Raw genomic sequence first — 14,378 nt, forward strand, 5'->3', positions numbered from 1 at the left:
GGCAGCTGCCGATCAGCCGGCCAGGGTGGCCGGCGGGGCTCCGCCGTCCTGGCGCCGTCGCTGGCGGGCCATGTGCATCATGGCGGCGAAGCCGGCGATGAACAGCACTTCCAGCGCCGCCAGCCACCAGAGGGCGCCCCACCTGCCGTCGCCGATGAAGATGACGGCCCCGACCGCCAGCAGCACCGTGCCGATCACCAGCACGAAGACCGCGAAGCCGATGGCCACCGCGGCGCTGCGCACCCCGGTCCGGAAGCCGAAGCCTTCCGGCCGGTGGTCGTCGGGCTCCGGGACGGCCCCGGGCCCGGTATCCTCAGGACGCAATCTCCGGATCCTCCGCCTGGATGTCCAGTTCGTTGCCCGGTATGGACGCCAGCAGGCGCCGCGTGTAGGGGTGCCGCGGGTTGGTGAACACTTCCTCCGAGCTGGCCGCCTCCACCAGTTCGCCGTCCTTCATCACGCAGACGTAGTCCGAGATCAGCCGCACCACGGCCAGGTCATGGGAGATGAAGAGGTAGCTCAGGCCCAGCTCCGCCTGCAGGTCGCCCAGCAGCTTCAGGATCTGCGCCTGCACCAGCACATCCAGCGCGGAGACGGGCTCGTCGCAGATGATCAGCTCGGGCTTCAGGGCCAGGGCGCGGGCAATCGCCACGCGTTGGCGCTGGCCGCCGGAGAGTTCGGACGGGTAGCGCCGCAGCATGTTCTGCGGCAGCGCCACCTCGTCCATCAGCTCGCGCACGCGGACCGAGCGTTCCCTCGCGCTGCCGCGGTTGTAGGTGGACAGCGGCTCCTCGACAATCCGCTCGATGGTGAACATCGGGTTCAGGGACGAATACGGATCCTGGAACACCGGCTGCACCCGCTGGCGGAAGTCCCGCAGCTGCGCCTTGGTCAGGTTGGCCACATCCATTCCGTCGAAGGTCATGGTGCCGCTGGTCGGTTCGATCAGCTTCAGCAGCATCCGGGCGGTAGTGGTCTTGCCGGAGCCCGATTCCCCGACGATGGCGACCGTGTGTCCGCGCGGGATGTCGAGCGTCACGTTCTTCGCCGCGTAAAAGTCCTCGGCCTGGCCGCGGATCTTGTACACCTTGGTCAGGTCGCGCAGTTCCACGATGTTGTCCGTCTTCTGCGCCTCGGCGGCCGCGGGAGCCTCGGTGACGTGTTCCTGGAAGACCTGCTCCGCCCGTTCGGCCCGCACCGCCGCGTTGCCGGTGAACGCCCCCGGCATCAGGCGCACGGCGGCGACGCTGGGCGCCGCCTTCACCAGCGCCCGGGTGTAGGGGTGCTGCGGATCCTCCAGCAGCTGCCGTGCCGGCCCGGTCTCCACCACCTTGCCGCGGTGCATCACCACCAGTTCCGACGCCCGTTCGGCCGCCAGCCCCAGGTCGTGGGTAATGAGCAGCACCGCCGTCCCCAATTCATGGGTCATCGACTCGATCTGGTCCAGGATGGTGCGCTGCACCGTCACATCCAGCGCCGACGTCGGCTCGTCGGCGATCAGCAGCCGCGGCTGGCAGGCCAGGCCGATGGCGATCAGGGCGCGCTGGCGCATCCCGCCGGAAAACTCATGCGGGTACTGCTTGGCGCGTTCCCTGGCGTTGGGCAGTCCGGCAGCCTCCAGGACCTCCACAACCTTCCGGTCCACGTCCCGCCTGGTCGCCATGCCGTGAACCAGCAGGGTCTCCGCCACCTGCGAGCCGATCCTGGTGACCGGATTCAGGTTGGACATCGGGTCCTGCGGGACCAGGCCGATCTGGCGGCCCCGGATCGTGCGCATCCGATGCTCCGGCATCCCCACGAGCTCCTGGCCGTCGAAGCGGATGCTCCCGGCGGTCACCCGTCCGTTATCCGGCAGCAACCCGATCACGGCCATCGCCGTGGTGGACTTCCCGGATCCGGATTCACCCACGATCGCCAGGGTCTTGCCCGGTTCCAGGCGCAGCGAGGCGCCCTCCACCGCAGGGACTTGCCCGTAGGTGGTGCGGAAAGCAACGGCCAGGTCCCGTACCTCGAGCAGGGCCGCGTCGTCGGCATGTTCGGTCATGGTCCCATCCTGCCCCAAAGACGCGCGGATGTGGCCTATCTCTCATCGGGAATTCGCCGCGCGGGGTCGAGGACGGGAGTCGATTAGACTTGAGGATCATCCCCGCCTGCCCCGAGGAGCCTGAAGCGTGACACCACCCACCGCGCGCCGCACCGTGCTGAAGGCAGGCGCAGCGGCAGCGGCTGTGTTGCTCACCGGCTGCACCCCCGAACCGGGCAGGCCCGCCCCGTCAACCGCCCCGGCCAGCGAGCCGCCGACGGCCTCGCCCGCGGACACCACCTTCACCATGGGCATTGCCGCCGCCCCGGTGACCCTTGATCCGGCGCTGGCACTGGATACCGAGTCCTACCGGGTGACCCGGCAGATCCTCGAAACACTCGTCGGGGTGGACCCGGCGACGGGCGTTCCGGCGCCGCGGCTGGCCTCCGAATGGAGCGAAGCGGACGACGGCCGTTCCTACCGCTTCCGGCTGCGCCCGGGTGTCACCTTCCATGACGGAACGGCGTTCGATGCCGAAGCGGTCCGCGCCAATTTCGAACGCTGGTACCGGCTCCCCGGCGACGCCCGGCCGGTGGAAGGCGGGCTGGCCTTCCGGTCGGTCTTCGGCGCGTTCGCCGAGGACGAGGACGAATCGCTCTACCACAGCTGCGAGGTGCTGGGCCCGCTGGAAGTGCAGCTGAACCTGACCCGCCGGTTCACCGGCCTGGTCGCATCGCTGGCCATGCCGGCCTTTGCCATCTCCTCTCCGGCGGCGCTGAAGGCCGGGGCGGCCGACCGGCTGACGGAGGACCGCGGCGGCCACAAGGTATCCCGCTACGGCTTGGCCCCGGTGGGGACCGGCCCGTTCACGTTCGCCAACTGGGAACGGGACCGCGTGGTGCTCTCCGCCTACCCGGGCTACTGGGGTGCCGCCGGCGACGTGCGCACCGTGGTGTTCAAGGCGCTCCCGCATCCGATGACGCGGTTGCGCGCCTTGGAAGCCGGGGACATCGACGGCTACGACCTGGTCACCCCGGCCACGTACGCGGATCTGGCGCGGGCCGGCATGCAGGTGTTGCAGCGTGACCCGTTCTCCGTGGTCTACCTCGGCATGAACCAGGCGGCCGACGGGCTGGACGACATCACCATGCGCCAGGCCATCGCCCACGCGATCGACCGGCAGGCGCTGATCGACAGCTTCTTCCTGCAGGGCACCAAGGAGGCCATGCAGTTCATCCCGCGCAGCCTGGGCGTGACGAATGAGACCATCCCCTACTACGCATACAATCCGGAGCGTTCGCGCGAACTGCTGGCCGACGCCCGGTACGACGGCGCCGAACTCACCTTCTACTATCCGCTGGGCGTCACGCGGGCCTACCTGCCGACCCCCGAAAAGGTGTACGCGGAGCTGAGCCGCCAGCTCACCGCCGTCGGAATCAATATCAAGCCGGTGCCCATTCCCTGGGACGAGGGCTACCTCGACACGATCCAGGGCTCCACCGACCATGCCCTCCACCTGTCCGGCATGAGCGGCAGCTACCGCGACCCGGACAACTTCGTGGGCCCGCTCTTCGGCAGCAAGTCGATGGAGTTCGGCTACGACAGCGCGCAGATCCGCAGCAAGATAGCCCGTGCCAAGACCCTCCCCGAGGGCGAAGACCGCGTGCAGGCCTACTACAGCATCAACGAGCAGCTGGCGCGGGCGGTCCCCGCGGTGCCGCTCGCGTTCCCCATCTCCGCCCTGGCCATGGGGCCCCGGGTCGTGAGCTACCCGGCCAGCCCGATGCTCGACGAGGTCTACAACAAGATCGAGCTGGGGCAGGATTGACGCCGGCTGCGGCGCCCGGTGCGTAGGTGACGGGCCGCCTCGGGCGGAAAATTGTAACGTTGGAGATCCCGCCGCGTCTGTCTACTGGGTCACATCGAAGACGGCAGATTTTAGTCTCGCTGGCGCAGGGCGCTAGGCTTCTAATTGCTGGCACAGCTGCTATTGGAGATTGAAGTTGACTGCAAACATTCCCTCGGGATCATCCAAGAACGTCGACGTCGCGCTGATTGGCGGCGGCATCATGAGCACCACCCTCGGCTCCTTCATCAAGCAGTTGCAGCCGGACTGGAGCATCAGCCTGTTCGAGAACCTGGACGAGGTCGGTCTGGAAGCCTCGGACCCGTGGAACAATGCCGGCACCGGACACGCCGCGCTCTGCGAGCTGAACTACACGCCCGCCTCGGCGGACGGTTCCGTTCCCACCGCCAAGGCCGTGGGCATCAACGAGAAGTTCAACGTCTCGCGCCAGTTCTGGTCGCACATGATCCGCGAGGGCCACATCTCGTCGCCCCGGGAATTCGTCAACCCGCTGCCGCACATGAGCTTTGTCTGGGGCGATGACCATGCTGACTACCTCAAGCGCCGCCACGAAGCGCTGAAGCAGGAACCGCTGTTCGAGCAGATCGAGTTCTCCGAAGACCACGCCGTCATCAACGAGTGGGCGCCGCTGATCATGCGGGGCCGCGATCCGCAGCAGCGCGTGGCCGCATCCCGCGTCGCCGGCGGCACTGACGTGGACTTCGGCTCCCTGACCCGGAAGCTCGCGGGCTACCTGACCGCCCATGGCGTGGAACTGAACTACGGCCACCGGGTGCTGGACGTCTCCCGCAACACCGACGGCCGCTGGACCCTGGAGATCAGGAACAACGCCACCGGCGAAAAAACCAAGGTCAACGCCCGCTTCGTGTTCATCGGAGCCGGCGGCGGCGCCCTGCACCTGCTGCAGCGCTCGGGCATCCCCGAGTCCAAGGGCTACGGCGGTTTCCCGGTGTCCGGACAGTTCCTCCGCTGCACGGACGAGACCGTCATCAACGCCCACAACGCCAAGGTCTACGGCCAGGCCTCCGTGGGCGCCCCGCCCATGTCGGTGCCCCACCTGGACACCCGCTTCGTCAACGGCAAGCGCTCCCTGCTCTTCGGCCCGTACGGCGGCTTCTCGCCGAAGTTCCTCAAGACCGGCTCGCTGCTGGACCTGCCCACGTCCGTTCGCCCGGGCAACCTGGTGCCCATGCTGGCCGTGGCCAAGGACAACTTCGGCCTCGTCAAGTACCTGGTCACCGAGGTGCTCAAGACCCGCGAAGGCAAGAACGAGGCCCTGCGCGCCTTCCACCCGGAGGTCGCCGGCGACCAGTGGGAGCTGATCACCGCCGGCCAGCGTGTTCAGGTGATCAAGAAGGACCCGAAGCGGGGCGGCGCCCTGCAGTTCGGCACCGAGGTCATCGCGTCCGCCGACGGCAGCATCTCCGCCCTGCTCGGCGCCTCCCCCGGGGCATCCACCGCAGCGCCGATCATGATCAGCCTGCTGGAACGCTGCTTCCCGCTGGAGTTCAAGAGCTGGGAACCCAAGCTGAAGGACATGCTCCCCGGCTACGGCGTGAACCTGAACGAGAACCCCTCGCTGTTGGCCGAAATCACCGCCGACACCGACCGGGTACTCGAACTGGCATGATCCCCGTCCGCCCCGTACGACCGCTGAACTAAGCTTCAAGCCATGCACAAGCTGGCAACGCTGTCCCTGGCGAATCGTGCGTTGATCGCGCTGATTACGGTCTTCGTGGCCGTCTTCGGCGTGATCACCATGGGTTCGCTGAAGCAGGAACTCATCCCCTCGCTCGAGTTCCCGCGGATTACCGTTGTCAGTTCCATGCCCGGCGCGTCGCCGGAGGTAGTGGACAAGCAGGTCAGCGAACCGCTCGAACGCGCGCTCACCGCCGTCGAGGGCCTCGAGTCCTCCTCGGCGGTGTCGCGCAACGGGTTCTCCACCGTCAACCTGACGTTCGTCTACGGCACCAATTTGGACCGGGCACGCAGCCAGGTGGACCGTGCCATCTCCAACGTCCGCCAGCAGCTGCCCGACGACGTCTCGCCGCTGTCGCTGGCCGGCAGCATCGATGACTTCCCCATCGTCTTCATGGCGGTGTCCTCCGACCTGACCCTGAGCGAGCTGAGCACCGAGCTGAACCGCCTCACGGTGCCCCGGCTGCAGAACATCCCCGGAGTGCGCGGGGCCGAGGTCTCCGGCGGCCCCGGCCGGCACATCGCCATCGTGCCGGACGACGATGCCATGGCGGAGGCCGGCGTCGGCGTTTCCGCCATTGTGGACAGCCTGGCCAACAGCGGCGGCCTGGTCCCCGCCGGCGCCGTGCAACAGGACGGCCAGAGCCTCTCCGTGCAGATCGGCAGCCCGCTGGACAGCTTGGCGGCCATCGAAAACCTGCCGCTCTCCCCCGCTGAAACGACGACGGCGGAGCAGCCCTCGGCGCCCTCCGCACCGGAGGCGGGGCGGGCACCCGGGCAGTTCCCCGGCGAGGGCCAGCCCGCCCCGCCGGGCAGCGGGACCGAGCAGGGCCAGGTACCCGTGCCCGACACCGTGCCCGCACCGGACCAGCCCGGCCAGGCGCCGGCCGACCCTGCCACCATCGGCGAGGTGGCCGACGTCGACATCGCCGACGACGAGCAGACCTCGATCACCCGGACCAACGGCGAACTGACGCTTGCCCTGGCCGTCACCAAAACGCCGGAGGGCGACACGGTGGCCATCTCCCACGCCATCGGCGAGTTGCTGCCCGAACTGGAGGCCGAACTGGGCGACGGCGCGCAGATCACCACGGTGTTCGACCAGGCCCCGTTCATCGAGACGTCCATCAAGGACCTGACCACCGAGGGCCTGCTGGGGCTGGGCTTCGCGGTGCTGATCATCCTGGTCTTCCTGCTCTCCGTACGCTCCACGCTGATCACGGCGATCTCCATCCCGCTGTCGCTGCTGGCCACGTTCATCGGCCTCAATGCGCTGGGCTACTCGCTCAACATCCTCACCCTCGGCGCGCTGACCATCGCCATCGGGCGCGTTGTGGACGACTCGATCGTGGTGGTCGAGAACATCAAACGGCACCTGAACTACGGCGAACCCAAGGGCGACGCCATCCTGGCGGCGGTCCGCGAGGTCGCCGGGGCCATCACCGCGTCCACCCTGACGACCGTTGCGGTGTTCCTGCCGATCGCGTTCGTCGGGAATCTGGCCGGCGAACTGTTCCGGCCGTTCGCCATCACCACCGCGCTGGCCCTGCTCGCGTCCCTGGCGGTGTCGCTGACCATCGTGCCGGTGCTGGCCTACTGGTTCGTCAAGTCCCCCGCGGCGGAGCGACACCCCGACACGTCCGCAGTGCGTGCGGCGGCCTCCGAGAAGGAACGCCGCTCGCTGCTGCAGCGCGGCTACCTGCCGGTGCTCGCCGGCACCCAGCGGCACCCGGTGATCACCACCGTGGCCGCCCTGCTGGTGCTGGCCGGCACCGCCGCCATGGTGCCGCTGCTGCAGACCAACCTGCTCGGCGACAGCGGACAGAACAGCTTCAGCCTGCGCCAGCAGATGCCGGCCGGGACCAGCCTGGAGACCACCGACGAGGCGGCCGCCCCGGTCGAGGAGCTGCTGGCCGGGATGGACGGGATCGAGGCGGTCCAAGTCACCATGGGCAACGCCGGCGGCGGCTTGGGGACGTTCCTCTCCGCGGGTGCCTCGGTGGCCCAGTACACCGTCATCACCGAGGAAGGCATTGACCAGGCGGCGCTGCGCGACCGGGTCCGCTCCGCCGTCGAAAAGCTGCCCGGCGAGGCGACGTTCACGCTGGGCACTCAGGGCGGGGGCTTCGGCACCTCCAGCACCGTGGACGTGGAGATCTCCGCGAACGGCCCGGAGGAGCTGAGGGACGCCTCCGACCGGCTGGTGGAGCTGCTGCGGGAGGTGCCGGGGGCCGCAGAGGTGTCCAGCAACCTCTCGGCGGCCGAGCCGGTGGTCCAGGTGTCCGTGGACCGGGCCAAGGCCGTGGCCGCCGGGCTGGACGAGGAGCAGGTCGCGGGCCTGCTGGCGTCTTCAATCAGCCCGCTGCCCGGCGGCACCGTGCGGATCGGCACCACCGACTTCCCGGTGCTGATCGGGGAAGGCAGCGACTTCTCCAGCGTCGAGGAACTGCGCGGCGTCGAGGTGCCCACGGCGGCCGGGCCGGTGCCGCTGACGGACCTGGCCACGGTCGAGGAAACCGACGTGCCGACGTCGATCAGCGCCAGCGGCGGCGAACGCACCGCCGTCGTCTCCGTGACCCCGGAGGGAGAGAACCTGGGTGCCCTCAGCAGCGAGGTGGCGGCCGCACTGGACGGCACCGACCTGCCGGCCGGGGTCACAGCGGAATTGGGCGGCGCGGCCACCCAGCAGGCCGAGTCCTTTGAACAGCTGGGCTGGGCGCTGCTGGCCGCCGTCGCCATTGTCTACGTGATCATGGTGGCCGCGTTCAAGTCCTTGGTGCAGCCGCTGATCCTGCTCGTCTCCATTCCGTTTGCGGCCACGGGGGCCATCGGGCTGCTGGTCATCACGCGGATCCCGCTGGGGCTGCCGTCGCTGATCGGCATGCTGATGCTGGTGGGCATCGTGGTGACGAATGCGATCGTGCTGATCGACCTCATCAACCAGTACCGGCGCCCCCACGACGGCCGGCCCGGCATGAACGTGGCGGACGCGATCACGCACGGCGCACGGCGCCGGCTGCGGCCCATCTTGATGACGGCGCTCGCCACGGTCTTTGCGCTCACGCCGATGGCGTTGGGACTGACCGGTGAGGGCGGTTTCATTTCGCAGCCGCTGGCAGTGGTGGTGATCGGCGGCCTGGTGTCCTCCACCGCGCTGACGCTGGTGCTGGTGCCGGTGCTGTACCGGCTGGTCGAAGGCCGGCGCGAGCGTCGGGCATACCAGCGCAATACACTCGAGGCAGAACTGGTTCCGGCCGGACGCTGATCCGGCTAACCCGGAACCGTGGAGGTGCTGAACATGCCAGAACCGGAAACCATGCCCGCCGGGCCGGGGCGCCTGGACCGGCTCACCGACCGGCTCCCCGCCCCGCTGCGCAAGTATGGCCAGCAGATGGGCGGGTGGCGCCGGGTCCAGCTGGCGTTCAAGACCGCGTTGGCGTGCGCCATCGCCTGGTTCATCGCCTTGCGGCTGCCCGGCGAGGTGGACCAGTACCCCTATTACGCGCCGCTGGGCGCGCTGATCAGCATGTATTCCACCGTCGCCGACTCCGTCAAGACCTCCGCGGAGACGTTGGCCGGGCTGCTGCTGGGCATCGGCCTGGCCATGCTCCTGCTCCTGACGGTCGGCCCGCATTTCGTCACCGTGGGCCTGCTGGTGTTCCTGGGCGTGCTGGTTGCGGGGCTGCCGCGGCTCGGGGCGGGCCGGGAATGGGTTCCCATGGCCGCGCTGTTCGTCCTGCTGGTGGGCGGGTCCAATGCCGGCGACTACTCGCTCGGCTATGCGGTGCAGATGGCGGTGGGGGTGGCCGTCGGCATCGCTGTGAACTTCCTGCTGTTCCCGCCGTTGAATTTCAACGCGGTGGGACGCAGCCTGCAGCAGCTGCAGTCCGACCTCGCCCGGCAGCTGGAGGACATGGCCGAGGCGCTCCGGGAGAACTGGCCGCCGGAACACAAGGACTGGGCGACGAACGGCGAGAGCATCACCCGCTTGGGCAACCAGGTGCGGCAGGCCGTGCAGGCCGCCGACCGCAGCCGCAAGGCCAATCCGCGGCGCAAGTTCCACGACCGGGACCTGGACACCGATTGGCGGAATCTACGCACGCTGGAGCGTGCAGCCTTCCATACCCAGGACATGACCGAGGTGCTCGCCGCCGTGATTTGGGACGAGACACTGCATCTTCCCGACCCCGTGCTGGCACCGATGGCCAACGCCCTGGACGCCACGGCCGAGGCAATCAGGAGCATGACCGCCGAGGACCTGCCGGACAAGCTGGAGGCCGCGCGCGATGCACAGCACCGCCTCACCGGAGTCGTCGCGGGCTCGGTGTCCGCGGAGTCCCCCGCCACGGCGGCAGGATCCGTGGCTGTCAGCCTGGAACGCATACTGGCCGCGCTGGGCCGGCACGTGAAGGACCGCTCCGGCGGCCAGGCCCCGTAGCGGCGCGGGTACGTCCCCTCTCAAGCCGGAGGGTGCCGGCCCGCCGAGACGCCCCTAGCGGAGCGGGTACTTCCCCTCTCTCTACCCCGAGGGTAACGGCCTGCCCGGCGGCCAATCCCATTCGATAAAACGTTGAACCGGCTGCAAGGGGTTCCTCTTGCCGGGAAATTCGAGTTTTATGTACCTACTCGTGTCGAGCAGCTGGCACTAAGATCCTCCGGACCGGGAGAATGATGTGTCGGATCTGGGCGAGAGCCTCCCCTCCGTGTCTGGCCGCGTTGCCGCTGTTCCCTTTGTCGGCGCATTTGAGAGTACGTACCTGCCGGTACACCGCCGGGACGTGGCGGAGCTGACCGGAAGCTACGCCCACTGGGGCCGCCACCTGGACCACATGCGCGCAGCAGGCGTAGGCAGCGTGCGGTTTCCGATTCGCTGGCACCGCGTGGAAACAGAGCCAGGCGTGTTCGATTGGTCCGAGACCGACCGGCAGCTCCAGTTCCTGCGGGTCCGCGGCATGGAGCCAATCGTCGACCTGGTGCACCACACGAGCTACCCGCAGTGGCTCGACGACGGATTCAGGGACCGGAGGTTTGCGCCCGCTTTCCTGCGGTATGCAGAGGCCGTGGCCCGGCGCTATCCCTGGCTGACGTCCTACACGCTGTTCAATGAGCCCTTCGCCACCCTTTTCCTCTGCGGCCATGAGGCCTTGTGGCCGCCCTACGACAGGGGAATCGACGGTTTTGTGCGCCTCGTTCGCAACGTCCTGCCGGCCATCGCCGAGGCGGCCAGGTGCTGGTCGGAGCTGCTGCCCGAAGCCTGCCACGTCTGGGTGGATACCTGCGAACACCATGACGGAACTGCGGGTGGCCCGGCGGAGTACGCGGCTCTCGCCAACGACCGGCGCCACGTGCTGCTGGACCTGGTGCTCGGACACGATCTGACCGAGGGCCGCCCCTTCCTGAGAGAGATCGTCAAGCACGGCGGCGAAGACTTGCTTCACCTGGACCCCGTTCGGGTGGACGTTCTCGGCCTCGACTATTATTGCCACTCCGAATGGTGGTATGAGGAGTCCCGCGCCCACGCGCCATCGCCCCACCCGCTGGGTTTTGCGGCCGTGGCCGAGCACTACGGCTCCCGCTACGGGCTGCCGATGCTCCTGAGCGAGACCAACATCCGGGGAACGGCCTCCGACCGCGCGTCCTGGTTGCGATACACCCTTGAACAGTACGAACTGGCTCTCTCCCGCGGGATCCGGCTCGAGGGGTACTGCTGGTTTCCCTTCGTGGACTCCTGCGACTGGGACTCCATGCTCGCCCGCGCCGCCCGCCGCCCGGACCCGGTCGGCGTCGTGGGCGCCGCCGCGTGGGGAAGCCGGACGGCCACCACCTGCTTCACGGACGCCTGGATGGCTGCGGCATCCGGAACCCCCAGCCGCGACCTGCCCGCGTACCGATTTCAACCGCCGTGCGACAGCCAGCTCCGGGGGCTGCTGCCCCAGATGAGCCACTGGCCCTGGCGCGATCCTCCCGAAGAGGAGATCGTCCCGCCCGCCCGCAACGCCGACGAAGAGGAACACAGGATGAACCCCTTGGAAGACCCTGACTTGGTCGTGCTGTCCCACCTGAGGTGGACCTGGGTCTGGCAGCGCCCGCAACATCTTGTCTCCCGGTTTGCCGCCGCCCGCACCCGGACCGGTGCCCGCACATGGTTTCTGGAGGAACCACTGCCGGCCAAGGTCGAACAACCGGTCCTGCGGCACCAGGACGTGGACGGCATCACCAGGGTATGGCTTGAAATTCCCTCGATTGACGGGCAATTGGCCGCCCCGGGATTCGACGCACCCGGCGCGGAAGAATACGGCGCATTGTTCCGCCACTTGCTGGCGACCCACGCACGGCCGGCCTCGCCCGACGTCTTGATCTATACGCCGATGGCGCTGGAGATAGCGCGCGCGCTCGAGCCCGGGGCCCTCTGCTATGACGTCATGGATGATTTGGCGTCGTTTCGCCATGCCCCCAAAGCCATGCAGACCCGGCAACGCCAGGCGCTGGCGGAATCCGATGTGGTCTTTGCGGGAGGCGCCTCCTTGCACCGCAGCGTCAGCCGCTACGTGGGCGATTCCTGCCATCTCTTTCCCAGCGGTGTGGACGCCGCGCACTATGAAACCTCCCGGCTGCTCCGCGAGGAGCGGGCGCCCGGCCTCCGGAAGGTGGCGGGCTACGTGGGCGTCATCGACGAGCGGCTCGATCTTGGCCTGCTGGAGGAGCTCGCCGCGATGCTTCCCGACTGGTTGTTTCGGATCGTGGGACCGGTCGCCAAGATCGATCCGGCCACGCTGCCGCAGGCTCCAAACATCGAGTACACCGGAATGGCGGAATACGCCGAGTTGCCCGCCGTCATGGCCGAATTCGACGTTGCCTTGATGCCCTTCGCCATGAACGAGGCGACACGGTCGATCAGCCCGACGAAGACCCTCGAGTATCTGGCCGCCGGCCTTCCCGTGGTGTCGACGCCCGTTCCGGATGTGGTCGCCGGGTACCGGGGGCTCGTCCACATCCAGGAGGACGCCGCAGGCTTCGCCGATGCCATCCAGACCGCGCCGGGTGATTCCCCGGCCGAACGGGACCGGCGAATGCGGCCCTTGCAGAGACTCCTCGGCTGGGATGCGATTGCCGGACAAATGCACCGTTTGATCTCTCAGGGAGCCGCGGCAGGAGAACTGGCGGAAGAAGAAACGGCATGAGCTCGGGGGCCGAGCGCCAACGCTCCGACGTGGAGGATTTGGAACGCGCCCACGAACGCGGAGTCGGAGCGGCAATAGCCGGCCTGCAGGACGCCGCGCTGGGCAGGAGACGCCTGACCGGCCCTGCCGTTCCGGCGCTCGCCGAGGCAGCCGTTAGTTCGGCCACGCCGTACCTTCGGGCACCGTTGCTGGCGAGGATTTCCGCCGGCCTCATGCTTCATCCGCCGGCCGGCGACGAACAGGGAGAATGCGCAACCTGCGGCACCCCGGCCCCGTGCCTGACCGCCGAGGCGCTGAAATGGTAGCGACCGGAGACCACGGTCCCGACCTCATTGTCGTCGGCGCAGGCCTCTTCGGACTGACCGTTGCCGAAACCGCCGCACGTGAGTACGGGGCCCGTGTGCTGATACTTGAACGCCGTTCCCACCCGGGCGGCAACGCCTGGTCCGAGGAGGAACCGGAGACCGGGATCGAAGTCCACCGGTACGGGGCGCACCTGTTCCACACGTCGAATGAACGGGTCTGGAAATACGTCAACCGGTTCACTTCGTTCACCGGCTACCAGCACCGCGTGTTTACGGTCTTCAAGGGCAATGTGTATCCGATGCCCATCAACCTGGGCACGATCTGCGCCTATTTCGGCCGCCACCTCTCGCCGGACCAGGCCAGGGAGTTGATCCGCCACCAGGCGCAGGAAGTACCGGCCTCGGCGGCCGGCAACCTGGAAGAGAAGGCCGTCTCGTTGATCGGCCGACCGCTGTACGAGGCCCTGGTGCGCGGCTACACGGCCAAGCAATGGCAGACCGACCCGCGGGAACTGAGCCCCGACATCATCACGCGGCTGCCCGTGCGCTACACCTTCGACAACCGCTACTTCACCGACATCTACGAGGGCCTGCCGACGGAGGGCTACGGCACCTTCCTTGGCGGCTTTCTCCGGTCGCCCTTGATCGACCTGCAACTGAACACCGATTTTTTCCACGTCCGTCCGCACCTCCCGCCCGACGTGCCCGTCGTGTACACGGGGCCGCTGGACCGCTACTTCGGATACTCGGCCGGGGCCTTGTCCTGGCGCACCTTGGACTTCGAGCAGGAAGTCCTGCCGATCGCGGATTTTCAGGGCACGCCCGTGATGAATTACGCCGACGAAGACGTTCCGTGGACCCGCATCCACGAATTCCGCCATTTCCATCCCGAACGGCAGTACCCCGATGACCGCACCGTGATCGTCCGCGAATACTCCCGGACGGCGGGCGCGAACGACGAACCGTACTACCCGATCAACACCAGCCAGGACCGGGACAAGCTCAGGACGTACCGTCGCCTCGCGGGGCAGGAACCGAACGTGTTCTTCGGGGGCCGCCTCGGCACCTACAAGTACCTGGACATGCACATGGCCATAGCGTCGGCGCTGGGTTTGGTCGACAACTCGATCGGCCCCCTGCTCGGTCGCTCGTCGACGTAACCCCGGCCCCGCTCCTTGCCGCATCAAGCCGGCGGTGCGCATGCCGGGAAAGCCATTCCGGGACCACCCGCGGCACGGTGACCGGTCCGACAACCTGTCCCGGAATTTTTCCGCGTGCCTGCCGTTAACCACAGTGAATGCAAA

General features: G+C 68.1%; 9 protein-coding genes. 7 read left to right on the forward strand and 2 right to left on the reverse strand.

Annotated elements, in window-relative coordinates; genetic code table 11:
• Positions 1-12 precede the first annotated feature (12 nt).
• Both AC5RVG_RS00905 and AC5RVG_RS00910 read right to left on the reverse strand, forming a co-directional pair.
• Positions 13-324, reverse strand: a complete 312-nt coding sequence (locus tag AC5RVG_RS00905) for a hypothetical protein (RefSeq protein WP_494012377.1) — start codon at positions 322-324, stop codon at positions 13-15.
• Complete coding sequence (locus tag AC5RVG_RS00910) at positions 314-2,044, reverse strand: ABC transporter ATP-binding protein (RefSeq protein ID WP_494012378.1); 1,731 nt, start codon at positions 2,042-2,044, stop codon at positions 314-316. The genes AC5RVG_RS00905 and AC5RVG_RS00910 overlap by 11 nt, the downstream gene beginning before the upstream one ends.
• Positions 2,045-2,171: 127 nt before the next feature.
• Here AC5RVG_RS00910 and AC5RVG_RS00915 point away from each other — a divergent pair, with 127 nt between their 5' ends.
• The 7 genes from AC5RVG_RS00915 to glf all read left to right on the forward strand — a co-directional run bounded on the left by AC5RVG_RS00915 (position 2,172) and on the right by glf (position 14,234).
• Positions 2,172-3,851, forward strand: coding sequence for an ABC transporter substrate-binding protein (locus AC5RVG_RS00915; protein WP_494012379.1), 1,680 nt, complete (start codon positions 2,172-2,174; stop codon positions 3,849-3,851).
• 175 nt (positions 3,852-4,026) lie between these two features.
• The gene (locus tag AC5RVG_RS00920) at positions 4,027-5,520 is read left to right on the forward strand and encodes a malate:quinone oxidoreductase (RefSeq protein WP_494012380.1); all 1,494 of its coding nucleotides are present in this window, start codon (positions 4,027-4,029) and stop codon (positions 5,518-5,520) included.
• Between the two features lie 42 nt (positions 5,521-5,562).
• On the forward strand, positions 5,563-8,853 hold the full coding sequence (locus tag AC5RVG_RS00925) for an efflux RND transporter permease subunit (RefSeq protein ID WP_494012381.1): 3,291 nt from the start codon (positions 5,563-5,565) through the stop codon (positions 8,851-8,853).
• Positions 8,854-8,886: 33 nt separating this feature from the next.
• On the forward strand, positions 8,887-10,026 hold the full coding sequence (locus AC5RVG_RS00930) for an FUSC family protein (protein ID WP_494012382.1): 1,140 nt from the start codon (positions 8,887-8,889) through the stop codon (positions 10,024-10,026).
• Between the two features lie 340 nt (positions 10,027-10,366).
• Positions 10,367-12,769, forward strand: coding sequence for a family 1 glycosylhydrolase (locus tag AC5RVG_RS00935; protein WP_494012383.1), 2,403 nt, complete (start codon positions 10,367-10,369; stop codon positions 12,767-12,769).
• Complete coding sequence (locus AC5RVG_RS00940) at positions 12,766-13,074, forward strand: hypothetical protein (protein WP_494000065.1); 309 nt, start codon at positions 12,766-12,768, stop codon at positions 13,072-13,074. Before AC5RVG_RS00935 ends, AC5RVG_RS00940 begins: the two co-directional genes overlap by 4 nt.
• A complete protein-coding gene (gene glf, locus AC5RVG_RS00945) occupies positions 13,068-14,234 on the forward strand; it encodes a UDP-galactopyranose mutase (RefSeq protein ID WP_494012384.1) in 1,167 nt (388 codons plus the stop codon). Before AC5RVG_RS00940 ends, glf begins: the two co-directional genes overlap by 7 nt.
• Positions 14,235-14,378: the final 144 nt, after the last annotated feature.

The organism is Arthrobacter senegalensis, from assembly GCF_059091765.1.

What these genes read in the sequence shown, in the direction of transcription:
- AC5RVG_RS00910 (WP_494012378.1), bottom strand. Translation starts at nt 2,044, where the DNA reads ATGACCGAACATGCCGACGACGCGGCCCTGCTCGAGGTACGGGACCTG.
- AC5RVG_RS00925 (WP_494012381.1), top strand. Translation starts at nt 5,563, where the DNA reads ATGCACAAGCTGGCAACGCTGTCCCTGGCGAATCGTGCGTTGATCGCG.
- AC5RVG_RS00930 (WP_494012382.1), top strand. Translation starts at nt 8,887, where the DNA reads ATGCCAGAACCGGAAACCATGCCCGCCGGGCCGGGGCGCCTGGACCGG.
- AC5RVG_RS00940 (WP_494000065.1), top strand. Translation starts at nt 12,766, where the DNA reads ATGAGCTCGGGGGCCGAGCGCCAACGCTCCGACGTGGAGGATTTGGAA.
- glf (WP_494012384.1), top strand. Translation starts at nt 13,068, where the DNA reads ATGGTAGCGACCGGAGACCACGGTCCCGACCTCATTGTCGTCGGCGCA.